The sequence below is a fragment of the Candidatus Culexmicrobium sp. genome, from assembly GCF_058356305.1.
This window is the reverse complement of sequence record NZ_JBTVBB010000007.1, coordinates 1-26,030: the sequence shown is the minus strand read 5'-3', so window position 1 is coordinate 26,030 and position 26,030 is coordinate 1. Positions and strand designations below refer to the sequence as shown.

Annotated in this window: 28 protein-coding genes and 2 tRNA genes; 17 read left to right on the top strand and 13 right to left on the bottom strand. The window is 37.3% G+C overall.

Annotated elements, in window-relative coordinates:
- Nucleotides 1–72: 72 nt before the first annotated feature.
- Entirely contained in the window at nucleotides 73–621 is a 549-nt protein-coding gene (gene cyaB, locus ACW8TM_RS01245) for a class IV adenylate cyclase (RefSeq protein WP_491531456.1), read from the bottom strand.
- Between the two features lie 87 nt (nucleotides 622–708).
- Here cyaB and ACW8TM_RS01240 point away from each other — a divergent pair, with 87 nt between their 5' ends.
- Nucleotides 709–1,113: a 30S ribosomal protein S19 gene (locus ACW8TM_RS01240; RefSeq protein ID WP_491531455.1), complete on the top strand. Its 405-nt coding sequence runs from the start codon at nucleotides 709–711 to the stop codon at nucleotides 1,111–1,113.
- Nucleotides 1,114–1,117: 4 nt separating this feature from the next.
- Here the strand turns inward: ACW8TM_RS01240 and larC are convergent, their stop codons facing one another.
- The 6 genes from larC to ACW8TM_RS01210 form a co-directional block, all read right to left on the bottom strand.
- Nucleotides 1,118–2,359, bottom strand: a complete 1,242-nt coding sequence (gene larC, locus ACW8TM_RS01235; RefSeq protein ID WP_491531454.1) for a nickel pincer cofactor biosynthesis protein LarC — start codon at nucleotides 2,357–2,359, stop codon at nucleotides 1,118–1,120.
- The gene (gene larB, locus ACW8TM_RS01230) at nucleotides 2,356–3,144 is read right to left on the bottom strand and encodes a nickel pincer cofactor biosynthesis protein LarB (protein WP_491531453.1); all 789 of its coding nucleotides are present in this window, start codon (nucleotides 3,142–3,144) and stop codon (nucleotides 2,356–2,358) included. The genes larC and larB overlap by 4 nt, the downstream gene beginning before the upstream one ends.
- Before the next feature lie 53 nt (nucleotides 3,145–3,197).
- Nucleotides 3,198–4,409: an MFS transporter gene (locus ACW8TM_RS01225; RefSeq protein WP_491531452.1), complete on the bottom strand. Its 1,212-nt coding sequence runs from the start codon at nucleotides 4,407–4,409 to the stop codon at nucleotides 3,198–3,200.
- Nucleotides 4,410–4,645: 236 nt separating this feature from the next.
- Nucleotides 4,646–4,760: transfer RNA gene (locus tag ACW8TM_RS01220), tRNA-Ser, on the bottom strand.
- A complete protein-coding gene (locus ACW8TM_RS01215) occupies nucleotides 4,751–5,002 on the bottom strand; it encodes a ribosomal protein L13e (protein WP_491531451.1) in 252 nt (83 codons plus the stop codon). Before ACW8TM_RS01215 ends, ACW8TM_RS01220 begins: the two co-directional genes overlap by 10 nt.
- A gap of 57 nt (nucleotides 5,003–5,059) precedes the next feature.
- On the bottom strand, nucleotides 5,060–5,290 hold the full coding sequence (locus ACW8TM_RS01210) for a histone family protein (RefSeq protein WP_491531450.1): 231 nt from the start codon (nucleotides 5,288–5,290) through the stop codon (nucleotides 5,060–5,062).
- 112 nt (nucleotides 5,291–5,402) lie between these two features.
- On the opposite strand from ACW8TM_RS01210, the gene ACW8TM_RS01205 reads away from it, so the two are divergent.
- Entirely contained in the window at nucleotides 5,403–5,642 is a 240-nt protein-coding gene (locus tag ACW8TM_RS01205) for a 30S ribosomal protein S17e (protein ID WP_491531449.1), read from the top strand.
- Here ACW8TM_RS01205 and ACW8TM_RS01200 read toward each other — a convergent pair.
- The gene (locus ACW8TM_RS01200) at nucleotides 5,635–6,813 is read right to left on the bottom strand and encodes a radical SAM family protein (RefSeq protein WP_491531448.1); all 1,179 of its coding nucleotides are present in this window, start codon (nucleotides 6,811–6,813) and stop codon (nucleotides 5,635–5,637) included. The genes ACW8TM_RS01205 and ACW8TM_RS01200 overlap by 8 nt on opposite strands.
- 115 nt (nucleotides 6,814–6,928) lie before the next feature.
- Here ACW8TM_RS01200 and ACW8TM_RS01195 point away from each other — a divergent pair, with 115 nt between their 5' ends.
- Genes ACW8TM_RS01195 through cgi121 form a run of 7 tightly spaced genes read left to right on the top strand, consistent with a single transcriptional unit; the run spans nucleotide 6,929 to nucleotide 13,198 of the window.
- A complete protein-coding gene (locus ACW8TM_RS01195) occupies nucleotides 6,929–7,768 on the top strand; it encodes a hypothetical protein (protein WP_491531447.1) in 840 nt (279 codons plus the stop codon).
- Complete coding sequence (locus ACW8TM_RS01190; RefSeq protein ID WP_491531446.1) at nucleotides 7,769–8,059, top strand: MoaD/ThiS family protein; 291 nt, start codon at nucleotides 7,769–7,771, stop codon at nucleotides 8,057–8,059.
- Between the two features lie 46 nt (nucleotides 8,060–8,105).
- A complete protein-coding gene (locus ACW8TM_RS01185) occupies nucleotides 8,106–9,479 on the top strand; it encodes an acetate--CoA ligase family protein (protein WP_491531445.1) in 1,374 nt (457 codons plus the stop codon).
- A complete protein-coding gene (gene iorA / locus ACW8TM_RS01180; RefSeq protein WP_491531444.1) occupies nucleotides 9,476–11,356 on the top strand; it encodes an indolepyruvate ferredoxin oxidoreductase subunit alpha in 1,881 nt (626 codons plus the stop codon). The genes ACW8TM_RS01185 and iorA overlap by 4 nt, the downstream gene beginning before the upstream one ends.
- Nucleotides 11,346–11,960, top strand: coding sequence for an indolepyruvate oxidoreductase subunit beta (locus tag ACW8TM_RS01175; protein ID WP_491531443.1), 615 nt, complete (start codon nucleotides 11,346–11,348; stop codon nucleotides 11,958–11,960). The genes iorA and ACW8TM_RS01175 overlap by 11 nt, the downstream gene beginning before the upstream one ends.
- 28 nt (nucleotides 11,961–11,988) lie before the next feature.
- Entirely contained in the window at nucleotides 11,989–12,603 is a 615-nt protein-coding gene (locus ACW8TM_RS01170; protein ID WP_491531442.1) for a phosphoribosyltransferase, read from the top strand.
- Nucleotides 12,578–13,198: a KEOPS complex subunit Cgi121 gene (gene cgi121 / locus ACW8TM_RS01165; protein ID WP_491531441.1), complete on the top strand. Its 621-nt coding sequence runs from the start codon at nucleotides 12,578–12,580 to the stop codon at nucleotides 13,196–13,198. The genes ACW8TM_RS01170 and cgi121 overlap by 26 nt, the downstream gene beginning before the upstream one ends.
- Nucleotides 13,199–13,224: 26 nt before the next feature.
- On the opposite strand, the gene ACW8TM_RS01160 is transcribed toward cgi121, so the two are convergent.
- On the bottom strand, nucleotides 13,225–13,767 hold the full coding sequence (locus ACW8TM_RS01160) for a THUMP domain-containing protein (RefSeq protein ID WP_491531440.1): 543 nt from the start codon (nucleotides 13,765–13,767) through the stop codon (nucleotides 13,225–13,227).
- A gap of 101 nt (nucleotides 13,768–13,868) precedes the next feature.
- Here ACW8TM_RS01160 and ACW8TM_RS01155 point away from each other — a divergent pair, with 101 nt between their 5' ends.
- Nucleotides 13,869–14,582, top strand: coding sequence for an ABC transporter ATP-binding protein (locus ACW8TM_RS01155; protein ID WP_491531582.1), 714 nt, complete (start codon nucleotides 13,869–13,871; stop codon nucleotides 14,580–14,582).
- Here ACW8TM_RS01155 and ACW8TM_RS01150 read toward each other — a convergent pair.
- Nucleotides 14,551–15,630: a magnesium chelatase ATPase subunit I gene (locus ACW8TM_RS01150; protein WP_491531439.1), complete on the bottom strand. Its 1,080-nt coding sequence runs from the start codon at nucleotides 15,628–15,630 to the stop codon at nucleotides 14,551–14,553. The two genes, ACW8TM_RS01155 and ACW8TM_RS01150, sit on opposite strands and share 32 nt — an antisense overlap.
- 160 nt (nucleotides 15,631–15,790) lie before the next feature.
- On the opposite strand from ACW8TM_RS01150, the gene ACW8TM_RS01145 reads away from it, so the two are divergent.
- The 7 genes from ACW8TM_RS01145 (at nucleotide 15,791) to ACW8TM_RS01115 (ending at nucleotide 22,350) form a co-directional block, all read left to right on the top strand.
- Complete coding sequence (locus ACW8TM_RS01145) at nucleotides 15,791–16,075, top strand: hypothetical protein (RefSeq protein WP_491531438.1); 285 nt, start codon at nucleotides 15,791–15,793, stop codon at nucleotides 16,073–16,075.
- Nucleotides 16,076–16,207: 132 nt separating this feature from the next.
- Entirely contained in the window at nucleotides 16,208–17,998 is a 1,791-nt protein-coding gene (locus ACW8TM_RS01140) for a ribosome biogenesis/translation initiation ATPase RLI (RefSeq protein WP_491531437.1), read from the top strand.
- 63 nt (nucleotides 17,999–18,061) lie between these two features.
- Entirely contained in the window at nucleotides 18,062–19,162 is a 1,101-nt protein-coding gene (fbp, locus tag ACW8TM_RS01135) for a fructose-1,6-bisphosphate aldolase/phosphatase (RefSeq protein ID WP_491531436.1), read from the top strand.
- 5 nt (nucleotides 19,163–19,167) lie between these two features.
- Nucleotides 19,168–19,857 (top strand): triose-phosphate isomerase, encoded by a 690-nt coding sequence (tpiA, locus tag ACW8TM_RS01130; protein WP_491531435.1) that lies wholly within the window; start codon nucleotides 19,168–19,170, stop codon nucleotides 19,855–19,857.
- A gap of 47 nt (nucleotides 19,858–19,904) precedes the next feature.
- Nucleotides 19,905–20,786, top strand: coding sequence for a zinc metalloprotease HtpX (locus ACW8TM_RS01125; RefSeq protein ID WP_491531434.1), 882 nt, complete (start codon nucleotides 19,905–19,907; stop codon nucleotides 20,784–20,786).
- Nucleotides 20,787–20,835: 49 nt separating this feature from the next.
- Nucleotides 20,836–20,940: transfer RNA gene (locus ACW8TM_RS01120), tRNA-Arg, on the top strand.
- Between the two features lie 138 nt (nucleotides 20,941–21,078).
- Nucleotides 21,079–22,350: a tyrosine-type recombinase/integrase gene (locus ACW8TM_RS01115; protein WP_491531433.1), complete on the top strand. Its 1,272-nt coding sequence runs from the start codon at nucleotides 21,079–21,081 to the stop codon at nucleotides 22,348–22,350.
- Here ACW8TM_RS01115 and ACW8TM_RS01110 read toward each other — a convergent pair.
- From ACW8TM_RS01110 to ACW8TM_RS01100, 3 genes are all read right to left on the bottom strand, one after another.
- Entirely contained in the window at nucleotides 22,336–22,491 is a 156-nt protein-coding gene (locus tag ACW8TM_RS01110; RefSeq protein WP_491531432.1) for a hypothetical protein, read from the bottom strand. The two genes, ACW8TM_RS01115 and ACW8TM_RS01110, sit on opposite strands and share 15 nt — an antisense overlap.
- A 20-nt stretch (nucleotides 22,492–22,511) precedes the next feature.
- Nucleotides 22,512–24,743 (bottom strand): hypothetical protein, encoded by a 2,232-nt coding sequence (locus ACW8TM_RS01105; protein ID WP_491531431.1) that lies wholly within the window; start codon nucleotides 24,741–24,743, stop codon nucleotides 22,512–22,514.
- Nucleotides 24,744–24,867: 124 nt separating this feature from the next.
- On the bottom strand, nucleotides 24,868–25,806 hold the full coding sequence (locus tag ACW8TM_RS01100; protein WP_491531581.1) for a CRISPR-associated protein Cas4: 939 nt from the start codon (nucleotides 25,804–25,806) through the stop codon (nucleotides 24,868–24,870).
- Nucleotides 25,807–26,030: the final 224 nt, after the last annotated feature.

Here is a 26,030-nt window from a genome sequence, read left to right as displayed (position 1 = left end):
CATGATATGTGATTATATTTAATAGGTCAACTAATTTCAAGGCTCTTCCCATCTAACTTAATTATTAACGATTTATCTTATTCCCTTTTGTTGTGTTAAAATTTTCGTTTCCTTTATTATTTCAAAGTATGTTTTCTTAATTATGCTTCCCTTATCAATGCCTAGTTTTTCAAGTAATTCTAAGATTGCTTTCTCCTTTTCTTTAACTTTCTTTGAGGTGATTTCAATTTCAATGAATTTTCCTAGTTGGTTTATTTCGTCTAGGTTAATGTTTATGTCGTTAATGGTCCATGTTTCTCTATTTTTTACTATTTTTATGATGGGTGTAAATCCTAGTTTTAGTAGTATTTCTTCTATTGGTTTGAAGTTTAGAATTTCTATTTCTATTTCTTCTCTTGCTTTTAGGTTTGATTTTATTCTAGGTCCCTTGTAGGTTAAGTAGGTTTTTTCTCCTATTTTTCTTATTCTTAATGCTTCGTCTGTTTTTTCAAAGTTTTTGCATGGATGTTGAAAGTAGACATCTATTTGTTGGCCTTTGAATACTAGTTTTCCACCTAACTTCTTTATTCTATTTCTTATTTCATTAAGGCTTGATATTGGTGCTTTTACTTCTATTTCCAATTTTTTCCCTCAAGTAATGTTTGGGAAGATAAGATTTATATGTCTCCCAATATGCATTACCTATAGCTAACATGTGATGGTGAGATTATGCCTAGAGTGTTTACATATAGGGGCTTCACCCTTGAGCAATTATTGAAGATGCCAATGGATCAGTTTATTCAGTTACTTCCATCTAGGCAGAGGAGGAGTTTGAAGAGAGGTTTGACAGTGGAGCAGAGGAAATTGCTTGAGAGAATAAGGGAAGCTAAGAAGCTTATGGAGAAGGGAGTTAAGGTGACTATTAGAACTCATTGTAGAGACATGATAATTTTACCTGAAATGGTTGGTTTAACTATTCATGTTCATAATGGTAAGGATTTTGTTCCAGTTAATATAACGCCTGAAATGATTGGTCACTATCTGGGTGAATTTGCTATTACTAATAAGCGTGTTGTTCATGGTGCTCCTGGACTAAGGGCTACGCGTTCAAGTATGTATGTGCCTTTAAAGTGAGTTGTTATTTTAGCTTTTTAAATTTTGTAGTTAACTGTACATTTACTTCTCTTATCACATTTCTTAACGGTATTCCAGTCTTCTCAGATATTTTTTTGACGTCTTCATATTCTGGTTTCATATTTAGTATTTCTCTATTTTCTAATTGTGATATTTTAACTCTTACTTGGAATTCTTCTCCTTTTATTTTTATTTTAAATTTTTTTACTTCTCTCTTAATCACTATTCTAGGTGTTTTTAGTATTCTTACCCCTAAAGTGCCTGTTTCTCTTATCAATATTTTCATTAACTTATAGTAGTCTTGAGGTTTTGTCAGTACTTTTATAATGTATACTGGGCGGTTTTTCTTCCCTATGGATGGTGTGATTGTTACGTCTAATGCTTTGTTTTCTATTAACTTGTTTATTAGATGGCCTGCTATTTCTCCTGTTATATCATCTATGTTTGTTTCTAGGATTACTATTTCTTCTTCTGTTATTTTTTCTTCTTCTCCTTCAACTATTCTCAGTACGTTTGGTATTTCTTGGAAGTCTTTACTTCCAGCTCCATATCCAATCCTATTTATTTTCATTGGTGGATAAAATTCGACTATTTGATTTGTAAGGGTTACTAATAGTGCTGCTCCTGTTGGGGTTGTTAATTCTTCGTTTATTAGTGTTTTTGAATACTTGAATTTATGTCTAGCTAGGATTTCTAGGGTTGCTGGTGCAGGTGCTGCGATTGTTCCATGCTTCATTTTTATATATCCTCCTCCTAATGCTGGTGGAGTGGTATATACTTTGATTTTTCCTTTGAAGAATCCTATTTGTTCTAGTATTAGTGACGTTCCAATAATGTCTAGATATGTGTCTGCTGATGCGAGTTCATGTAGATGTATTTCATTTCTACTTCCATGAATTTTCTTTTCAGCTTCTATTAATTCGTTAATTGCTTTTAATGTGTATTTTGTTGCTTCAGGTGTTAGCCTTATTTTTTGACATATTTCTTCAAAATATTTTATTATTTGATTTGAACTTATTCCGTTCACTTTTTCTTGTATTTTTGTTATTATTCTTTTAGCTTTTATGCTCTTTTTTATTTGATCTGTGATTTTAATGCTTATTTTGTTGCAGTATGGTAGGGTTTCTTCTATTATTCTTGCCAGCTCTCTTATTTTCTCCTCATTATCATATAGGTCTATAAGTGCTGATAGTAGCATGTCTCCTGAAATTCCCGCTATTTTTGGGTCTATTATTAGTGTTTTCATTGTTTTTTCTCTCCTCTATATTTGGCTATTCTATTGGCTATAAGAGCCGCTGTAACTGCTGCTCCTATACTGTTGTCAATGTTTACTACTACTAGTCCTGGTGAGCATGATTGAAGCATTGTCAGTAGTGCGGCTATACCTTTTCCACCTAAACCATAACCTTTTGATGACGGTAATCCTATTACTGGAATGTTTACTAGTGATGTGATTAGGGATGGCATTGCTCCCTCCATTCCAGCTATTGCAACTATTACATCTACATCTTCTTCTATGATTTTTCTAATTGCATTTATTGTTCTATGAATCGCTGCTATTCCTACATCGTAGATTGTTATAGCTTCACAGCCCATTTCTTCTACTATCATTTTTACTTCATCTGCTAATGGTATGTCTGCTGTTCCTGCAGCAATAATTCCTACTTTTCCTCCTTTTTTTGTAGTCTTTAGTTTCTTTTTCTTTACAATAGCTATTCTATTTGAACTGCTCTTTATGATGTGGTATTTTTCATTTATTTTTTGGAGGATTTCATGTTGATTTTCTTGTAGTCTTGATATTATGGCCTTTCCTGTTTTTTCAACCATTCTTATTATTGTTTCCATTAGGATTTTTTCATCTTTATATTCTGCGAGGATTACTTCCGGTATCTCCCTTCTTAATTCTCTACTAATGTCAAGTTTCACCTTTCCATTAATTTCTTCTAGGGCTAGTAGCTGTATTTGTTTTTCTGCTTCTTGGATTGTTATTTTTCTTTCTAATAATTGCTTTAAAATTTCTCTTAATTTCATCTATACTCCTCTCTGAGATTATTTGATTTCATGAATGATAGATTATTTCCCGTTTATAGATGCTTCTCTTTTGGCTCTCTAAGTACGAGAGACCAGAATATTGTTTCAAGTATACAGACAATTATTGATACTTTAAATGCTAAGAGTGGATTTATTGAGTATAGATATCCTGTTACCATGTTCCCCCACATCATTCCAATTTCTAATGATACTGAAATTAAAGCATCTGTTCTTCCTCTATATTCTCTTTTAATTATATCTCCCATATATGTCTGCCATGCAGGAAAGCTTATGGTGTTTGATACAGTGCTACTTATCACTGAGACTACAGCTCCATTGCTATCCATATACGATAAGGAGGATATTGATATAATGTAGAGAAGATATGATGCTACTATCAGATATTTTCTTGGCATCCTGTCCAAGTATGGTAGGATCATTGTAGTTACGATTAGTGATAGTATTGTTCCTATAGTGGTATACCATCCCCACATTTCTCTTGAAATTCCTAGTTTTTCACTTGCATAGACAACTGCATACATGTGATATGACGTCATACTTAGTCCACTTAGGAGTATGCTTCCTATAATAATGTACTTTACTTCCACTGGAGTCTTATCTAGTATTCTAAATGTTTCAATATATGATCTAGTAATTGCCCTTGATATTGGTGTTCTTGTAGAGGCTTTCTTTTCTTTGATGGTCTCTATTAGAAATTTGGTTCTTAATAGTGCAGCTGTAATGGCTGTTATTCCATTTAGAGCATATGCTATTCGAAATCCTTCCACTCCATATTTGTCGATTAGCCATCCCCCTATTGGAGGAAAAATTAGCCAGGGTATGCTTGGTATAACTGAAGTTAACATTACTCCTCTAGCCCTAATTTCTGGTGGTAGTGAATCAACTATTATTGCGTGAAGTGCAGGTGTATAGAAATGGAGAATTGAATCAACTACGCTTATTACAAGTAGAAAAATCCAGTTTGGTGCCATTGCATAGGCGAAGGTTAGAGTTGCGACAGCCCATGTTAGTGGAATTATTATTTTCCTTCTTCCTAGTGCATCTGTTAGATATCCTCCAGGAATTATTAGTGGCAATGCAGCAAGTCCACTTATCGTTCTGATAATGGCTATATGAATGTCTGATCCTCCAAGGGCCTTTACATATAATGAGAAATAGGGTCTTGTAAGTGACGATCCTATTCCAAATAATATCCATGATGCTATCATTACGCCAATGTTTCCTTTCAATACTTTCCGTAGCATTTTTCCACCTAGTGGACTGGAGTTATTCGGCACTATGGGTTTAATGTATTTTGATGTTTAGGGTTATTTATTTTATGGTTAGCTTCTACGTGAAATTTTATAGATTGCTACTTTATCTAATTCATAGCTTCTAAAATAATAAAAATATGCTTTTAAGTGCCCCTCTTATGTTGTATCATTCCTAATTAACACATTTTCTTCTACCTTTCATTCTAAAGGTTGAATGTTATGCAATATGGCGCCGGGGGTGGGATTTGAACCCACGTGTCCGCTAGGCGGACACGGGCTTTCTGGCCCATTGACTTTGAATGTGATCTCGAGGCCCGCGCCTTACCACTAGGCTACCCCGGCCTTTCTTCATTATTTGTACTTTTCATCTTTCCAATATATTTTCTTATAGCTTCAATGTTTTCTTTATGTATGCTTTTTCTTCTCTTATCCACCTTTAATCCTAGTTTTCGTGCTTCTTTTATTGTTAGCCCTGCCTCTCTTAGTTCTCCAACACTGAATCCTCTTCCAATTTTCCATTCTTTAATGATTTTTCCATATCGAATTAGGGATGGGGGCTTTACTTTTGGTATTGGTTTCTCCATTTTCTCACCTCTCAGCTTTATTTTCCAAAAAAATGGAAGTTAGAGTGTAATTAGTAGTTAAACACCATATCTAATCATTTTGAGTAGTCTTTTAGCTGCTAATTTTATGTCATCTGCAGTTACAGTTTTTCTTTCTGCATGATTTGCTAATTCAATTGCATCTCTAGAGACTTCTATTGCTATTTCCTCTAAGATTTCTCTTAGGGCTTCTGCTGCGTCTTCACTTACTCTAGAGGCTCCTGCTTTTCTAATTAGTCTATCTACTGGTGCTAACGGAAGTTCGGGCAATTTATTCCCTCCAGATACCAAAACTATATTCTTTTGGTTATATTAAAGAGTTTTCTTGAAGGAGACATATTTAAAAGTCTTAATTTTATTTTAATGTAATTGAGGTGTGACTTTGGGTAAAGTTAGACCCATATTGGTGAAGCGTCTTGCAAGAGAATTGCTGAGTCGATATCCAGACAAATTCACTTTAAATTTTGAGGAGAATAAACGTTTAGTTGCAGAGTTAACTGATATTAAATCTAAAAGACTGAGGAATAGAGTTGCAGGTTATATTACTAGGCTGGTTAAAATTCGATTTAGAAGTGAGCAAGGAGAATATGAAGAAGAATTGTCTAGTGAAGAGCTTAGTTAATGTGTTTAGATTTAGATTGGTTAATGATTTTAATTTTCCTTCTAAAAATTGTTTGTAAGTTATACTTTATTATGTTAACTTTCCTTTTTCTAAGGTTTAGTTTTACTTTTATTTGAATTTCACTTGGAAGTATAGTTATTTTTTCTGCTTTCTTCCTAGTTAGTGATCTAAATATTTCTTGTACATCTGTTTCATTGATTTGAGGTATTTTTGCAGGGCAGTTGTTTGGACAGTTTGTGCATTGTCCTTTAAGCCAACAGAGATTTATACATGGTACTCTTGCATTATATGCGTTGGCACAACAGGCTGAATTGAAGGGTATTAGGCCATGTTTCCTTGCTTTCCTTATTGCTTCTTTTTTTAGATCCGACGTTTTGATATACATTTGTTTTTCTGTTATTTGTTTATTTTTAGTTCTCTGAAGTATCGGTTTAATATTTATTCCTTTTTCTTTTAGTCTTTCAATTATTCTTTTTGTTATTCTGAATCCTCCCACTACTACTCCATTTGCTCCTGCCCTCTTTGCTTTTTTAATGATTTCATCGGCTTCATTGTCCGTTATTCCTGGTATTATTGGTCTTAGGAATAGCATTGGGTTTATTCTTTGCTTACTTAAATTTCTAATTGTCTCTAACCTTTTTGATATTGATGGTGCATTTGTTTCGATTTGTAAAGCCTTTTTTATGGTTATGATTGTGATTAACGGGTTTATTGGTATCTTTATTTTTGAGATTTTTTCTGCAGTTTCACTTGATATGTAAGCTTTTGTTGAGAATTGACATGGGTTTCCTAGATATTCAATTGATTTGAAGTATTCTATTGTTTTTGAGGTTACTTTTTTATTGAAGGGGTCTGATATGCTTCCGAAGGCTAGAAAGGTTCCCCATCGGCTTGGTAGGAAGTATGGATTTAGTAGCAGTGAGTATGTAAGTTCTTTTCCAGTTAGTCCATATGGTTTTGCTTCTATAAAGTCGAATCCCATGTCTTGAATATAACAGTATGAGCATTTATGGGGGCAGCCGATGGCAGAGTGTATGGTTAGTCCACATGGTCTAGGCTTTCTTTTTGAATGTGGGTCTGCCATTGCTTTACGTATTGACTGGGCATTTAATTTTTCTTTTAATTTTTCTCTTAGCATAATCTTTTTGAATACTATTTCCTTATTTTTCACTGTAAGCCCCACACTTAAAAGCGCGTCTATATAAATAAGTTTAGGGATGATGAGTTTGACCTGCGCTGATGATGTGATGTAATGCATCTCCTCTGACCCTATGTGAGGTGGTTTAATGGCGTCATCGGTCTTTAAATTGTCACAGTTGGGATTTAATATCAAGTTAAAGTTGGAGGATTTGAATAGGCTTTATATTCATGAGGAAATAATTCCTTCACTTTTAAATAAGCTGATAAGTAAGATTGAAAGTGAAGGCGTCCTCAAGGATCCTATTATTGTTGATGAAAATTCGCTTGTTGTTCTTGATGGTATGCATAGAGTTGAAGCATTAAAGCGACTTAACTGTAATTTTATCCCTGTATGTTTGGTTGATTATAATGATCCTAAAGTTATTGTTAATGCATGGTGGAGAACTCTTAGAGGAGAGGTTAACAATCTTCTTTCCTTGATTGAGGACTTAAATTTGCCTTTAAGACCTGTATCAGATTTCTCTATTGGAAAAGTGGATTTTCCAATGATAATTACATCGAATAAGATTTTTTCAATAGTTTATAGTGGCGGTTTATATGAGTTGTTTAAGTTGGTTGGTTTAATTGAAAGGAAGTTAAAATTGTCTGGTTTTAAGGTTTGGTATGAATCTGAAGATGATGCCTTAAAGTTTCTTAGACTTGGTATGTGTGATGCAGTAATTGCTCTTCCTAGTATCTCTAAGAGTGAAGTTGTCAATCTAGCTTTAAGGCGTTTAATTTTACCTCATAAGTCAACTAGACATGTTATTCCATTTCGACCTTTAGGAGTTAACATTCCCTTGTCCCTGTTGAAGAGTAGTAACTTAGATGAAGCTAATTTAAAATTTATTGATTTGATTAGAAAAAAGAAGGGGTCTCTTCTTCCTCCTCAAAGATTTATGGGTAGAAAGTATGATGAGCATTTATATGTATTTGAGGGATTTTAGATGGCGAAGATAACTGTTCGCTTACTTGCAACTTTAAAAAGTCTTGCAGGTAGTGAATATTTCATCTTAAATGTTGATTCTTTAATTACGTTGAGGGATTTGCTTGGGAGGTTAGCTGAAATTATTGGAGATAAAGCTAGAGAGAGACTCTTTAAGAAAGGTTCTATTGAACTTCAATCTGACATCTTGGTTTTAGTAAATGATGTTGAGATAGGGGTCTTAAATGGTCTTGACACCGTCCTACGAAATGGTGATGTAGTAGCTTTTCTTCCAACTGTTCATGGAGGTTGACTTTGTTTCTATAACTGTTCAATTCAAGACTTGGGGGGTATGCTGTTTGACTAATAGTTTTTCTTATAGTTTAAAGGAGATCCTAGAGCCTAATGCTATTGCAGTTGTAGGGGCTTCAACTTCTCCTGGTAAAATTGGCTTTGAGGTTTTAAGAAATATTGTTAACGGCGGTTTCAAGGGGGATATATATCCTGTTAATCCTAAGGGTGGAGAAGCTTTAGGATTGAAATTTTATACTTCTATTCTCGAAGTCCCATCGATTCCTGAACTTGCAGTTATCACTACTCCTGCTAGGATTGTACCTAGGGTTGTAGAGGAATGTGGAGTTAAGGGTGTTAAGGGAGTTGTAGTAATTTCAGCTGGATTTAGTGAGATTGGAAATTTTAAGCTTGAAGAAGAATTGGTTAGAGTTGCTGGGAAGTATGGTGTTAGAGTTATCGGCCCTAATAGTGCTGGTGTCGTTAATACGGATTATAATTTATTTGCTTGTCTTGAATATCGAGTTAATTCAGGTCCTATTTCACTGGTTTCTCAGAGTGGTGCTATTGGTGGAATTTTATTTTCTTATGCTCGTGCTAGTGGAATTGGTTTTAATAAGTTTGTTAGTTGCGGTAATTCATGTGATGTAGATGAAGTTGAAGTACTTGAGTATTTAGCTATTGATGGTGGAACAAAGGTTATAACGTTGTATTTGGAGAGCTTAAGGCGTGGTAGACTGTTTTTGAATGTTGCTAGGCAAATTTCAAGTGTAAAACCTATTTTAGTCTTAAAGGGTGGTTTAAGTTCCGCTGGGCTGAGGGCTGTTGCTTCCCATACGGGTTCTATTGCAACTAGTCATGATATCTATAGTGGGGTTTTTAAACAAGCAAGGGTTCTTCAGGTTGATTGTTTGGAGGAATTATTTGATGTTGCTAAGGTTATGGTGCTTCAGCCTTTACTTCGAAGTAGGAGAATAGCTATTGTAACTAATTCTGGTGGTCCTGGAGTACTTATTACCGATGCATGTGAGAGGATTGGATTAATTGTCCCTGAACCCTCTGATAACCTGAAGAAGCGTTTGTCCAGTATTCTTCCTCCAATTTGTAGTGTTAAAAATCCTATTGACCTAACTGCAAATGCTGATTATGATTTATATCTTAATGTTTTGCGGGAAATATTGTTTTCAGGTGAGTTTGATGGTATAATAGTTGTATTTGTTCCTCCAAGCTTTGTTGACTCTCTTGAGGTTGCTAAAGCTGTTGTTGATGTGAAAAGGTTAAGTAATAATATTCCTATTATAGCTTGTTGGCTTTATGGTGATATGGTGGAGTCTGCTGTGTCGTTTCTAGAGTCTAATGGTATTCCGAATATACCGTCTCCGAGTAGAGTTGCACGTGTGATGCGTTTTCTTTTAGATTACTATGTAATTAAGGGTGGATGAGAAAGTTGAAGGAGCTTTTAATGAAGGCTGGATCTAAAGTTTTGCTTATGGGTAATGAGGCTATTGCAAGAGGTGCTATTGAAGCTGGTGTTAATATTGTTGCTGGTTATCCTGGTACGCCCTCATCTGAAGTTATTATGGCTCTTTCTCAAGTTTCTAGTGATATTGGAATGAAGGTGGAGTGGTTTGCAAATGAGAAGGTTGCATTGGAGGTTGCTTTAGCTGCTTCTTCAGCTGGATTGAGGTCACTTGTTACTATGAAGGCTCCTGGAGTTAATGTGGCTGCTGATGCACTAATGTCCGCTGCGTATTGTGGTGTTAATGGTGGAATGGTTGTTCTAGTGGCTGATGATCCTGGGCCTCATACTACTCAAACTGAACAAGATAGTCGTTTTTATGCACTTATGATGAATTTACCGATGATTGAGCCATCTAATCCTCAAGAGGCTAAGGATGGAGTTGTATGGGCTTTTGATCTTTCTGAGAGGCTTAATCTTCCCGTAATTTTTAGGACTACAACTAGGGTTAATCACACTTCTAGTGATGTTATTTTAGGTGATATTAAAAGTTTTGATCGTAACCCAGTTTTCCCTAGGGATTTACCTAGATATGTTAGAGCTTCAATGGCTTGGAATTTCAAGAGACATGTCTGGCTTAATGAGAGAATGATGTTAGCTGAACAGTATGCTAATGATTGTCCCTTAAACAAGAAGATTGGAAATGGTGATCTTTCTATTATAACTTCTGGTGTATGTTTTTCCTATGTGCTTGAATGTTTACGTGGCTTGAATGTTTTAGATAAATTTTCAATTTATAAGCTTGGTATGATTCATCCTCTTCCTCTAGGGATTGTAAGAGAGGCTGTTTCATCTTCTAGTAAGATATTGATTGTTGAGGAGCTAGAGCCCTTTCTAGAATCTAGGATTCGTGCTTTAGCAAATTTTTATGGAGTGAACGTTGAAGTTTATGGTAAATATGATAAATTATTGCCTAGGGAAGGTGAGTTGAATCCTAGTAAAGTCAAATCTGCTATACTGCGATTTCTAAATGTATCTGAAGGTTTTGTTGAGGAGGCTAAGGTTAAATTTTCTCCTCCATCTCGTCCTCCACCTATGTGTCCCGGGTGTCCTCATAGAGCCACTTATTATTCACTTTTATCGGCTGTTAGACTGCTTGGATATATGCGTGAAGATGTTCCTATAATGGGTGATATTGGTTGTTATGCTTTAAGTTTATTGCCACCACTTGAGGCTATATGGACTGAGCATTGTATGGGTGCAAGTATTTCTATGGCTTTGGGATTAAAATTTGCTGGTTATGATAAGCCTGTTGTGGCTACTATTGGTGATTCAACCTTCTTTCACGCTGGGATGCCTGCTCTGGCGGATGCAGTTCATTTTAATGTAAATATAATTGTAGTGATTCTTGATAATAGAATTACTGCTATGACTGGACATCAACCTCATCCTGGAGTTAGCTTTAGAGCGGATGGTTCAAGGGCAGTGGAAATTGATATTGCAAAGGTAGTTGAAGGTATGGGTGTTAAGAAGATTCGTACAATTGATCCATACGATATACCTGGTTCGATTAATGTTTTTAAAGAGGCATTGGAGAATGTGGATGGACCATTTGTTGTTATTGCCAAAAGGGAATGTGTCCTTCTGGCTAGGAGGAGAGGCATAATTCAAAGGAGAACTGTCAGAATTGATCGTGATAAGTGTATAAAGTGTAAAAGCTGTATAGTTAAGCTTGGCTGTCCATCTATCTTGTGGGATGGAAAACTTGGCCCAATAATAAGTGGTACTTGCACTGGATGTGGCGTATGTGTTTATACGTGTCCAGTAAATGCTATGGAGGTTGTTGAAAATGTTGAATGAATTTAACTTGGTGATTACGGGTGTTGGTGGTCAGGGAGTTTTAACGCTTTCTAGAATAATTGCTCGTGCAGTTTTAAAATTGGATTTAAGGGTTTTTGTTGGAGAAACCCTAGGTATGGCTCAGAGAGGCGGTATTGTTCAGAGTTATGTTCGTTTTGGAAAGAAGGTTGAGGGTCCCTTAATTGAGTATGGTAGAGCTAATGTATTGATTGCTTTAGATTATATTGAGGCCTTAAGGGCTATTAATTTTGTATCTAATAATTCTTTTGTAATTATTAACTCAAACACTATTCCTCCTACTTCAACTTTACTTGGAATTGAAAGGCTACCTAATTTTGATGAGGTTAAATTTGAGCTTAAGAGGCGTGTTGACGAGGATAAAATGGTAATTGTTGATGCAAATTCACTTGCAGTTAAGGCTGGTTTACCCATTGCAATTAATGTTGTTATGCTTGGAGTATTTGCATCTCTATTTAAACATATTATTCCAATCCGATTTCTAAGAGATTCAATTTGCAGTATTATTCCTAGGAGGTATTTAAAAGAAAATTTAAGGGCATTTGAGTTAGGTATGATTTTTATGGAAAGTTCTAAAAATAATTAGTGTAATAAGCTTTATTTTGGTGTTTAACTTGGATGAGCTGAAGTTCACAGCACCCAGTTGGGGTAAGCTTCATCTCTATATTTTGAAGTTATCTAAATTGATTAGGGAGAGTGGTTATAAGCCTGACATAATTGTTGGAATAGCTAGAGGAGGATGGATCGTAGCAAGATTGTTATCTGATTTACTTGATGTGCCAGATATTGCTAGTATTAGAATTGAATTTTATAAGGATATTGCTGAGACTAGTAGGAGCCCAATAATTACACAACCGGTATCGACGAGTGTTAGAGGTAAGAGGGTTTTAATTGCAGATGATGTTTCAGATACTGGTAGTAGTTTAAATGCTGCTGTTAAGCATTTAATTGAAGAGGGTGCAAGTGAAATTAGAGTTGCAACTGTACATGTTAAGCCATGGACAATTTTTGTTCCTGACTATTTTGTTGTAAAGACTGATGCTTGGATAATTTATCCCTGGGAGCCATTTGAAACTATCAAGAGACTTACCTTTAAATGGCTTAAGAGTGGAGTGAGTCGATTTGATATTGAGAAGAAGCTTTTAGAGCTTGGAATTAAAAAGGAGTTTGTAAAAGAATTACTTCCACTTGTATTGGAGGGAGATGATCCTGAGTTGGAAGGATGTTGAAGTTGGAGTTAAAGTTTATCCTTTAAAGGTTAATGGAGCTGATAGATCTGCTTTTATTGGTATTGCAGGTGTTTCTTTAGCCTCAGAGGTTAGTTCCGATATTATTTTAGATGTTTGTAAGAAAGTTTCATTAGAACATGATGTTATTCTTCAAGTCTTTAATCCTAAAATTATTGTGTCCTTAAGACATTTACTTTCCTCGGTAATGAGAGCTCTTAGGGCATTTAATGATAATAGGAACATATGTGATAGAGCTGAAATGGAAATCTTGCTTTATGTTTCTGGTGTTAGGCAGATAAGAGATGCTTTAGAGATTGCTGGTTTGCCTAAATACACTAGTGACTTTATTTCTACTTGTATTGGTGACGATTATGAAATTGTTTTTAAAGCTTTATCTATGCTTGTTAGTTGTTTGGATGGTGAGTTTAATTGGGATTTGTTTAGGTTAAATGCTGATAAGATTTCTTTTATTAGAGAAGTTTTTGGTATTGGTGATGATGAGTTAAATGTTGTTATGAGGCATGATTTGTCTATTGAGAATGTAGTGGAACGTTTAGTTATTGAGCGTTGTGCTTTATTGGATGTTGTTAAATAGTTTACTGATTTCCGTGTTTACTATAGTTATTCTCTTATTCTTCTTATGAATTCATCTTTTATTTTGGTTATTGATAGAATATCTGATGGTTTTATTATTGAGATTCCAGTTACTTTGCCTAGAACTTCTATTTGTATGATTTTGTCTGGGTTTTTTAGGTTTACTTTTCTATTGATGTTTGATGCTGCTGCTTCTATTATTTCCATTGATGATAGTGTTGTTGCTCTTTTGTTTACTGTTACTCTGAAGGTGTCTTGGGGTGTTATTTTGTCCTTCAGTTTCATTACTGCTTCTTTAATTTCTTCTATGTCTGTTGGTACTACTACTTCTATTGGGGTTACTTTTAGTACGTATCTGAATTCCCATGGTCTTTCTTCGGCTATTTCTCTTAATCTTCTAATGGCTTCAAATGGGTTTAGTGATGACTTTACTATTATTAATCCTGGTATACCTGTTTTTTGGTATATTGCCTTTTCATCTCCTATCTCTCTGAGTAGGTACCATAACTCTGAGATACAGTCATTTTCTCTTCCTCTTTGAGTTGAGATTAATAGGTTGAATTCCTTCATGTTTTCACGCTTCTAGACCATTTTAGACATATATTTTGTTACACTTAAATTTTAATATGAAGAATAGTTCTGAATATTTGGGATGAGTTGAATTGGAGACTGTGATTAGATTAGTTGACTTGCATAAATATTATTATATGAGGAATTGGGTTGTTAAGGCTCTTAGAGGTATAAATTTAGAGGTTTATAAGGGTGAGTACTTATCTGTTATGGGGCCTAGTGGGAGTGGAAAGACTACTCTGTTTAACATGATTGGGGGGTTAGATAAGCCAACTAAGGGTGAAGTTTATGTTAATGGTAAGAATTTAGCTGAAATGTCCCCTAAAGAGTTGGCTGATTTTCGCTGCTTTAAAATTGGATATATTTTTCAGACATTTAATTTAATTCCGTTTCTTACAGCTTTAGATAATGTAAGTTTACCTATGCTTTTTGCTGGTTTGATGAGGGAGGAGCGTATTAAGAGGGCGAAGATGTTATTGGAGAAAGTTGGTCTTGGTGACAGGCTTTATCATAAGCCAGATCAGCTTAGTGGTGGTCAACAACAGCGGGTTGCTATTGCTAGAGCTTTGGCCAATAATCCTTCTATTATTTTGGCTGATGAGCCTACTGGTAATTTGGATTTGGAAACTGGTTTGAAGATCGTTGAATTGTTGAAGAGTATTAGTGAGGAGAGGAATGTTACTGTTATTTGTGCTACTCATGACTTAAAGATGCTTGGTGTTAGTGATAGGATTGCTTGGCTTCGTGATGGTGTTATTGAAAGTATTGAGCCTAGGAGAAGTGTTAGACTTGTTTTTGAGGAGCTTCTGCTTTAACTTCTACTAATGTTTCTTCAAGTGCCCTGTAGAATATTTCTTGTATCTGTTTTGGTGTTGCTGGTTCTTCAAGTCCTCCTCTTCTAGTTCTGTGGCTTAGGGTTAGGTATGCACAGGATAGTATGTCTTCTGGTTTTACTTCTATTCTACCTTCAAGGGCTGCTAGTGTTTTTGATGCCTTTAACATTATTATATCTGGTCGATGTCCATCAACGTGTAGTGTTATGCACATTCTTGCAATTACTTCAAGTAGATTTAAGGGTACTTTCACTTTTGGAAGTAACTCTCTTGCCTTGATTATTTTCCTTTTTAGTCTTTCTTGTTCATCTCTATATTTAGCTATGAATTCTATTGGATTTTCCTCGAATTCTAGGTTTCTTTTCATTATTTCTATTCTCATTTCTTTATTATATATTGTTTCGACTTGTACATGAAGTGCTAATCTGTCTAGCAGTTGTGGTCTTAGTTCTCCTTCTTCAGGGTTCATTGTGCCTATTAATATGAATCTTGAGGGGTGTGCAACTGAGATTCCTTCTCTTTCAACTACATTCCATCCTGATGCAGCTGCATCTAATATGTCATCTACAATGTGGTCTGGGAGTAGATTAATTTCATCTACGTAAAGTATATTTTGATTTGCTTCTGCTAGTAATCCTGGTTCCAGTGCTTTTACTCCTTCTTTTATGGCTCTTGTTATGTCAAGTGTTCCTACCACTCTGTCCTCTGTTGCTCCTATTGGCAACGTTATTATTCTCATTTTTCTTCTTTCTACTGGTATTTCCTCTCCTGCTTCATATTTTGATCTGCAGACTTCACACATGTTGGTTGGATCTCTTGGATTACAATTAAATGGGCATCCCTTTACTACTTCTATTTCTGGTAGTAGGTCTGCTAATGCTCTTACAGCTGTGCTTTTTCCAGTTCCCTTTGCTCCTCTTACTAGTACGCCTCCTATTCTTGGGTTTACTGCATTTAGTAGTAGTGCGAGTTTAAGTTTTTCCTGGTTCACTATTGCTGAGAATGGGAATACGAGTGGTACTCCAGACATATTTATCATAATCTCTTTACTTAAAGTGTTACTAAAAGTTTCCTTATTTTGTTTACTCTTTCAACGTTAACTTTAAATACTTATGTTGAATTCTCTCTTTGAGACAATATGTTTTCGGCTGTATTGTAGAGGTGGATTAGCCTGTGTGGAGGCGTAAAACTTGGAGTTCTGTGAAAAATGTGGTAAAATGCTGGTTCCTGAAAGAAGTAGTGGTAGGATAGTTTTAGTATGTAGGAGTTGTGGCTTTATAAAGCAACTTAAGGATTCAAGCTCATATAAAATGACTTATTCTGTTGAGGAGAATAAGCGTAGGAAGATAGCTATTGTTAGTGAAGCTGAGATTAGAAGGAGAAGTAGGGAGGAGCAAGAGTTAATGGAGGATTACTATCGACTTTTCCTTGAAACTTATGCTGAATCTCAAAGTGAAAGTGAGTCTGAGAGATAGTATTGTGGGATCAGTATCCACAGCAACAGGCATCTGACAATTGCATTCTCGCCGTCGCCTTTACATCATCTCCCATAAAACAAAATTTGTTTGATTGTAATATTTTTTACGTAGTTTGAGGGGTTTTATGTTATGGTTCGTATTGCCATTTTAGATAGGGAGAGATGTAAGCCTAAGGATTGTAATAGGGAGTGTTATCGTTTTTGTCCTAGGGTTAGGAGTGGAGATCAAACTATTGTTTTTAATGGGGAGACTGGCAAACCAGTTATAGCTGAATCTTTATGCTCTGGTTGTGGTATTTGTGTTCGTAAGTGTCCATTTAAAGCTTTAAAGATTGTTAACCTGCCTGATGAGCTTGAGGAAGATTGTGCTCACAGGTATGGTGTTAATGCATTTAAGCTTTACAGGCTTCCAATACCTAAGCCTGGCGTCGTTTTGGGTTTAATTGGACCTAATGCTGTGGGGAAGACTACTGCTTTAAGAATTTTGGCTGGAGAGATCAAACCTAATTTAGGGCGTCTTAATGATCCTCCAGATTGGGATGAAATTATCAAGTTTTATCGTGGATCCGAATTACAGTTATATTTTAAGAAGCTTTCTTCAGGAGATTTAAGGATTTTTCATAAGCCTCAATATGTTGATAGGCTTCCAAGGGTGGTTAAGGGTGTAGTTAAGGATTTGCTTAGTAGAGTTGATGAAAGGAATGTTATTGATGATTTACGTGTTGAATTAGAGTTAGATGCTATTTGGGATCGTGAAATTTCTGTTTTGAGTGGTGGTGAGTTGCAACGTGTTGCCATTGCTGCTATAGCTTCTAGGGATGCTGATGTATACTTAATTGATGAGCCTTCAAGTTATCTTGATGTTTATCAGAGGATGAAGGTTGCTAGGGTTATAAGGTCTTTAGCGCAGGATGGTAAATTTGTTATTGTTGTTGAGCATGATCTTGCTGTTTTAGATTATATTTCGGATTATGTTTGTATTTTCTATGGTAAGCCTGGAGTTTATGGTATTGTTTCAAATGTTCATGGAGTGAGAGTTGGTATTAACTTATACTTGGATGGTTATCTGCCTGATGAAAATGTTATGTTTAGACGTGAAGCTGTTCATTTTGATGTTGCTCCAAGTCAAATGGAGTGGAGTGGGGAATCGCTATTGCTCAAGTGGGATAGGATGATTAAGCGTCTTGGAGATTTCATGTTGGAGGTTGATGCTGGTGAAATTCACGTTGGCGAGGTTATTGGTATTCTGGGTCCTAATGGTATTGGTAAGACTACCTTTGTAAAGTTAATAGCAGGTATTCTGGAGCCAGATGAAGGTTATTCACCTGCGGCAGGCTTAAAGATAAGTTATAAGCCTCAATATTTGACTCCAAGTTATAAGGGGCGGGTTGAAGATTTATTGAGGAAGGCTGCTGGAAGTAATTATGGTTCTTCTTGGTTTAAAACTGAGATTATAGGTGAACTCGGTTTAGAGGAGCTTTTAGATCGTGATGTTAATGAACTGAGTGGTGGTGAGTTGCAGCGTGTTGCTATTGCTACTTGTCTTTCGATGGATGCTAATATTTATCTTCTCGATGAACCTAGTGCATACTTAGATGTTGAGCAAAGAATTGCTGTTGCTAAGGTTATTAAGCGTATTGTTGAGAGTAGAGCTGCTGCAGCCTTTGTGGTTGAGCATGACCTAGTTACTCAGAGCACTTTGTCTAATAGTTTAATGATTTTCTCTGGGGAACCTGGAGTTTATGGGCATGCTAGAAAGCCTACTGGGTTGAGGAAGGGTATGAATGTTTTTCTAAAGGATATTGGAATAACTTTTAGACGTGATCCTCAGACTGGTAGGCCTAGAGTTAATAAGGCTGATTCTTGGCTTGATAGGAAACAGAAGGCTATTGGAGAATATTTCTATTATTCTTCTAAGTGATATTATTTATGGCTGTAAATATTTTTATTAGGTTTTAACTCTATAGTTTTGGAGGGGTTAATTGTGGTGAAGATAACTGTTAGCGTAATTAAGGCTGATGTAGGTAGCTTAGCTGGACACCATGTAGTTCATCCAAAGCAAATTGAAGTTGCAAAGCAAAGTCTACAATTGGCAGTTGAAAGCGGCCTCATAATTGACTACTATGTTTTTAATTGTGGCGATGATTTAGAGCTAGTAATGACTCATAGGCGTGGCGAAAATAACTCTGAAGTTCATAAATTGGCTTGGGATATTTTTAGGGAGGTTACAGAAAAGGTTTCAAAGCCATTGAAGCTTTATGCTGCTGGTCAAGATTTATTGGTTGAGGCCTTTTCAGGTAACATTCGTGGTATGGGTCCAGGTGTAGCTGAACTTGAATTTGAAGAGAGGCCTAGTGATCCTATAGTTATTTTTGCAGCTGATAAAACTGAGCCTGGTGCATGGAACTTGCCGCTTTTCAGAATTTTTGCTGATCCCTTTAATACTGCTGGGCTTGTTATTGATCCTAGGCTTCATCAAGGCTTTAAATTTATTGTTTTAGATGTCTTTGAGGGTGCAGAGGTTGAATTGTTTTGTCCAGAGGAAATGTATGATTTGTTGGCGTTGATTGGTACGCCAAGTAGATATGTAATTTCTAGAGTTTATAGGAAGGATGGCTTACCTGCAGCTGCTGCTAGTACTACTAGGTTGTCTCTTATTGCTGGTAGATATGTTGGCAAGGATGATCCGGTATGTATTGTTCGTGCGCAGAAGGGTTTACCAGCTGTTGGAGAGATCTTAGAGGCATTTGCATTTCCACACTTGGTTGCTGGTTGGATGAGGGGTTCTCATCATGGTCCATTAATGCCAGTATCTTTAACAGATGCTAAGTGTACTCGGTTTGATGGGCCTCCACGTGTAGTTGCATTAGGTTTTCAGCTTCATAATGGCTTGCTTGAGGGTCCAGCTGACTTATTTGATGATCCTGCCTTCGATTATACACGTAGAATTGCATGTGAAATTGCTGATTATATGAGGCGTCATGGTCCATTTATGCCTGCAAGACTTGGGCCTGATGAAATGGAGTATACAACTCTACCACAGGTTTTAGAGAAGCTTAGGGATAGATTTAGGAAAGTGGAGTGAAATTAATGGTTGATATTCAATTGCCTGCAATAGTCCTTAACTTTAAAACATATGTTGAGGCAACTGGTAATAAAGCTTTTAAGTTGGCTGAAATAGCTGAAAGAATTTCTATGAAAACTGGTGTTACAATAATTGTTTGTCCACAGTTTACTGACATTCCATTGATAACTAAAGCCTTTAACATTCCTGTTTTTGCACAGCATATCGACCCTATCAGGCCTGGCTCCCATACTGGTCATATTTTACCTGAGGCTGTTAAAGCTGCTGGAGTTAAAGGTACACTTTTAAATCACTCAGAGAGGAGGCTCCTCCTCTCTGATATTGATTATAGTATTCAAAGGGCTAGGGAAGTTAAACTATTAACTCTTGTATGTGCAAATAATGTCTCTGTTGCCTCTGCTATTGCTCTCTTAAATCCATGGGCTATTGCTATTGAACCACCTGAGCTTATAGGTACGGGGAGAGCTGTTAGTAGAGTTAAACCTGAAGTTGTTAGTGATGCTGTTGAAGAAATTAAGAGAATTAATGATAGTGTACATGTTTTTTGTGGGGCTGGAATTACATCTGCAGAGGATATTGAAGCTGCGTTAAGACTTGGAGCTGAAGGTGTATTGCTGGCTTCTGCATTCGTCAAGTCGAAAAATCCAGAGGAAACTCTAGTTAGTATGGCTGAAGCTGTAATTAAGATGAGTTAGAGTGCATTAATTTTTTAAATCTCCTCTCCTCTTATAATCAGGGGTTGATGATGTTCAGAGTAGCTCTCCTATTAGGAGTGTTAACTGGGATTTTAATATTAACTGGCTATGCTATTGGCTCATATTTTGGAAGTCCAATACAAGCAATAGAAGTCTCATTAATCTTTGCAATGATACTAAACTTCCTAACATATCTATATTCAGATAAAATTGTTTTGGCAATGACTGGAGCTAAGCTAGTTAGCCCTACAGATTATCCCAGACTACATAGAATAGTTGAAAGAGTTGCAAATGCAGCAAAAATACCGAAACCCAAAGTTGCAATAATTGATAAAGACGCACCAAATGCCTTTGCAACTGGTAGAGGACCCGGTAAAAGTGTAGTGGCAGTAACTAGAGGGCTATTAAACTTGTTAGATGAAAGTGAACTTGAAGCAGTAATTGGACATGAAATAGCCCATATAAAAAGTAGAGACGTCCTAATATCCACTATAGCTGCCACCATAGCAGGAGCAATAAGCTATCTTGCATATATTGGAAGATGGAGCCTATACCTAGGATATGGCGATAATCGAAGAAGAGATAGCTCAGCAGCTGCAGCTCTCCTAGCAGCTATACTCGCCCCAATAGCTGCATTAATAGTCCAACTAGCAATTTCAAGAAGTAGAGAATACGTAGCGGATGAAAAGGGAGCGAAAATAACGAGAAAACCACTAGAATTAGCAAGCGCACTAATGAAAATAAGTAAAGCAAAAAGTTTAGGATTAACAATCCAAACAAATCCAGCTACAGGTCACCTATGGATAATAAATCCACTTAGAGGAGGAGGTCTATCAGAGTTATTCTCAACTCATCCACCCGTAGAAAAAAGAGTTGCAAGACTAAGGAAAATAGCAAGAGAAATGGGAATATACATTTTCCCAATTTAACAGTAAATTAAAATTATCTTTATAACAATTACAATGTTAAAGTAGATTTGGGCCCGTGGCTCAGCTGGAGAGAGCGAGTAAAGCATAACGTGCTTTACCTCGAATCGGCCTGCGGAGCCGAAGGTCCGGGGTTCAAGTCCCCGCGGGCCCGCCACTACCATCAATTTCATGATAGTCTGATGGTGTGAGCACATGTTTTCTCATGGTTTTTGGGTATCATGAACATGAGCATCATCGTACATGAACATCAGATATAAGTATCAAGTGTGATATTCAATTAATGGGGTTCAAATTGGACCCCGAATTAGTAGACATATCGAAACTCTCGCAGGATGTTAGGCGCAGAATCCTCATGTACGTTCTTAAGAAGGGCGTTTCGTCAACTATGCTGGGCTACTCACCTATCTACATTAATAGAGTTAAGCGCGGCGTCCTCCCGGTTAGCGACAATTTAGTTAAAGTTTGCCTCAAGCACCTAACCCTCGAAGAGTACGTTCAGCTGACAGGAGAGAAGTTCGAGGCGGTTGACGCCGGCACAGTTATCAGAGTTCTCAAATCAGCGCTGCGGGATAGAAACCTCCGCTACCTAGTAATCGATTTAGTTGTTAAAGAAGCTGGTGAAGAGGTGAGGCTGACCTCAAGGCAGTACAGAGTTACTGAGGACGACATCAGAAAATTCGAGAGGATTTTAGCTCAAAAAGCTAAGGCAACCGCTAGAGATCACAGAGTTTACCTTTTAAGAGCGCTCAAGTCGATAAACTTCACATTAACTCCTGATGGGCTGAGCGACTACATCCTAGAGCTGCTTGAGAGCAGAGGTGAAGGAGTAGCTAGGCACACAGCCAAATCTCTAAAGCTTTTCATAAAGGAAGTCATCAAGCCTAAAGAGCCAATTCTAGGACAGATACTCTACAGCAGCTTTAAAACAATTAAGCCGAAGCCGGCCCGCAACGTAATCCCACTAACTCTGCTACAAGTTAGAGGGATAGCGGCGGAAATAAAGCATTTAGGCGCTAAAGCCTACTTCGCATTGCTAGCTGAAACTGGCTGCCGGCCCGGAGCACTATTCAAACTCCAGCTAGATCACATTGACTTAGAAGAGCGACTAATAAAATTCTATGAAGCCATGACCGCCAACAGTACAACTAAGCATCACTACATCGGCTTCTTCAGCACGTCAACTGCAAAGTGGCTGAAAGAGACATACCTACCTTATAGGGAGAAATTTATTGAAGAAAATGAAAATGCCATGAGGAACTTGGGCTTCTCAGAAAAGGAGATTAAGGAGTGGAGGAAGAAGCTCATTCCATTTAAGGAGTCGACGATTAGATCTGAAATTTATAGAGCCTCTGAAAAAGTCGTTGGAAAACGAATAAGACTCTATGATTTGAGGGCTTTCTTCGCATCTTACATGAGCCTCAAAGGAGTTCCAGCCCAAGTAATCGACATCCTTCAGGGCCGCCTCCCTCCAAGAGAGTTTCACGTTCTAGCCAAGCACTACCTAGCCTTCTCAATTAAAGACCTCAGAGAAATTTACGATAAGGCAGGTTTAACCGTGCTTTAAACAGCACTTCTCATAATGCTCAATTAATCTTTGAATCACATCGTTAATCGACTTAGCACACCTAAACCTCTTCTTAAACTGAACAAGCTTCATGTAAGTTGACTTCCTAATCTTAACACTAATTCCATCACGCATGGGCATATCTCTCAGCCTCCTAGCTTTTAACTTAAGAATCTAGGCTTACTTGTGCAAGTACCACCCCTCTCCATGAGTTTAGAATCATGAACCCTGCAGTAATTTTCCTCTGCTTTAGGCTTGAAGTGTGGGCAGCTTTCAGCGTAGGTTGCTATTTGGCTTACGAATACTTTATCCTCATAAATTGCACATTTATATGGAGACCAGTAGATACACTCACCACAGAAAGCTTTGGACTCTGGTTCTCCTTTTATCCATTTTATCCGTTTATCCCATGTTACAGAGACATTCTTTCCCTTTTCACCTTTACTTCCTTCAGGACTTTTCTGGGAAGTGCTTGTCTGTGAATTGGGATAAATGGATAAAACGGATAAATTGGACAACAACTTCCCTTTAGGTTGAATAAATGGTACTGGTTTGATATCGGTTAAGATTACTTCTATTTCGCCGTCTTCACGAAGCTCTAGTCTGAAGCCGAAATACTTTTCGAGGTTAAGTACTACTTCACCTATGTCTTTCCTCTTTTTAAGCCTGTTAATGCACCTTGAGAGATACTTGTTTGTTCCTTCACTTCCTTCCCATGGTATGGCTTTTAGCAAGATTGCATTATTTCTTGGCTGACTCCTTCTCCACAATTCAACTGCAGAAACTATACACTGCAGGTATTCTGGTAGATTATTGTAGAAGGTTTGGGCATATCGCTTGAGTTCTTCACCTACTGATTTTGCTATATTGGCTATTGAGGTTAGATTTAGGTCTATAAAGCTTGGAAGCAGCTCTTCGGCTTCAGCTAATATTTCCTTTATACTGTACTCATTTAACACTATTTTATCCAAGTTATCCGCTAAGGCTACGAAGAGTGCTGCTGCTCTTAATCTATGCTGTGCTCCTTTAGCATGTTCTTCGAGGAAGGAGGTTACTTCTATGCTTTCAATTCCATCTAGTAAGCCTAGAACTGAGTCTTCATAGCCTTCAATTGGTGTGAACAGCCAGCTCCAAACTTCCTTGCTTGTAAGTGTTTTCTTTAATCTTTGGAGTGCGTATTCTTCAACTGCTCGGAAGAAGTCTACTGCTTCTCGCCACTCATCAATAATTGCTGGGCCGCCTTCAATCTCCTTAACTCTCTTGAAGTCTCTGCCATAAATGATGATTCCAAATCTCCTGCCTAGAGCAGGATTGTGTGATAGATGCCTGATCATTAATGCGAAGCTCTTATCAGGGTTGCGTGCGTCACCGATGGGATTTCCTAGTATTGCAAATATGCTTGTGGTTGTGACTTTGAATTTAACCGCACCGCTTCCCACATAGCCCCAGCCGTGCTCCATTGCATTGAAGAGATACCGCATTATTTGCGGGGCGCCTTGACTTTCAATTTGATCTATGCCTATCGGTACTTCCATTCCATCAATAATTCCTGGAAATATTTCCTCAGGAGACTTTGCAAAGCCAAGGAAACTTTTAGGGGTAACCTTGTCGAAGCACTCTCCAATTATGTGGTAGAATAGTGTTTTACCTGTACCACCATTGGTAAATTCAAGTGAATTTGGATTAATTCTTGGGATAATGCCTCTAAACAAATGTGATTTATGCACAAGTTTTATTCGCGGATCTTTTTCAGCCTTATATGCTGTCAATTGATCCACGAAGGATTTCCAGTCTATTTGGCGGAGTATACTAGGATCTTTTAGTCTTGGTACTGGACGTAGCATTAAGCAACTTTCAGTGATTTTCCTAGTTATGATTTCAGGGCTATCTTTGTCTATTTCTATGCCCCACCATGACTCAAGTATTTTTACAATATGCTCCCTTTTCTTCCTAGGTAATTCTTGGATGATTTTGCTTATCTCCTCAGAGTCCATGTCAATTAAAGCTAGCTTGCTTACATTTGGATTTATAAAGCCGTCAGTATCGAATGCAAATACTGGTGGGGCAAGCCTGTCAACATATATTTTCCAGAGAGTCCACTCTCTCTTAAAGCCTATAAGCTCTCCTCTCTTGCTTTTAAGTATACGTGTTTTAGCGTGAAATGGCGCGATTCTAAATGGCTCAACAGTCCTTCTCTGATAATCTCTCCAGTCTCCCAAAACAGGCAATTTAACAAGCCTAACTGGGTTGCGCTTCGTGGGCAAATGGCTGAAGGCCAACTTATGCAGGAATTTGAAGATTTCCTTCTCCTCGTCTCGTCTCATTAAGTTGAATTTCCTTATGAAGTAAGCTACAGCTTTAACATGCTTGCTTCCAATAAACTTATTGCCCAAAAAGTCTTCTCTATCCTTAATTCCAGTTAAAATCGGCTTTCCATCAACAGTTAGGGTGAATGTGACATCCTCGCATGGTGTGAATTCAACTTCAACTTCAATTAACCTACCAGGAAGCCTAAATCTAGTTATGGCTTTTCACCTCCCTCTCCTTCGCATATTGGGAGGCCCTCTTCGCAGCCCGCCTAATCTCCTCAACATGCCTATGATTACAATTAAAGGGTGCAAGGAGGATGAGTTCCTTTACTCTGCCCTTTTCTTCAATGATTGCATAGTCAATCTTATGCTTCTTCTTATGCGGCTCCAGGAGCTTTGGCTTCAAAAATCTAGTCCAAGCAGGATCATCCATTGGGATTGGGCGCTCTAGCTGTAATCTTATAGCTTTAAAGCCTTCCTTATTTTCCTTTACTCCCCGCTCCTCAATTTCACTACATTTATCCTTGAATGAGCACGTCTTGCATTTCCATCCCAGAGTGGAGTCACCCCATACACATGGAGCAATGGCTGGGTTCCTAGCTTCAAGAGCCCTTAATAGCGCTTCTCTACGTTCTTGAGACCAATCAAAAAGTTGGCCGAGTTCCTCCTCACTAAAAGTAACTTTAAAACATTTGAGTGGCCGTTCATCGTCATTAAGCTTCAAAATCACCAAGTAGCCGTAATTAACTCCTAGAGCTAGGCAGTAGAGACCCAGTTGGATAAGATAGTGTGGCCTAACTAAATTTTCACCTTTATAACGAGTTGTCTTAATTTCAACTGGAATGAGGCTACCGTACTCATAGATTATTGCGTCGATAGTGTGAATAACATTTCCATCAACACAAATAACTTCATTATCATCACTAATCAATGTCTCAATAACTTCGCCTTGACCTTGTCCCAGCGCAAAGTAAAGTAGATCACGTTCAGTTAAATCCTGGTTTTCAAGCCTTCTAAAAACAGCTAATCGGGGCCAAAGTAAATCGGTAGCATGAATGCCCATTCTCTCCTTCTCATACTTTTCCTTCAGTTTTCTCAAGATTTTCCTCTTGAGGTTCTGTGCCTCCTCGATTTGAGGTTTAATCATCACATATATCACCCATAATTCTGATACATAATTATGTTACATAATATATAAGAATTTCTGTAACATAATTCTTTTATAGAAGTTTCCGTCAGAATTATGTTGGTGAAAACGTGAAAGTCAAAGTCCAGCACAAAGTCACTAGAACCGTCGCGGGCCGACAATATGCCAGCTTCTATGTGGTCATTCCAAGTGCATAAGCCGAGCTCCTCAAGATAAGAAAAGGC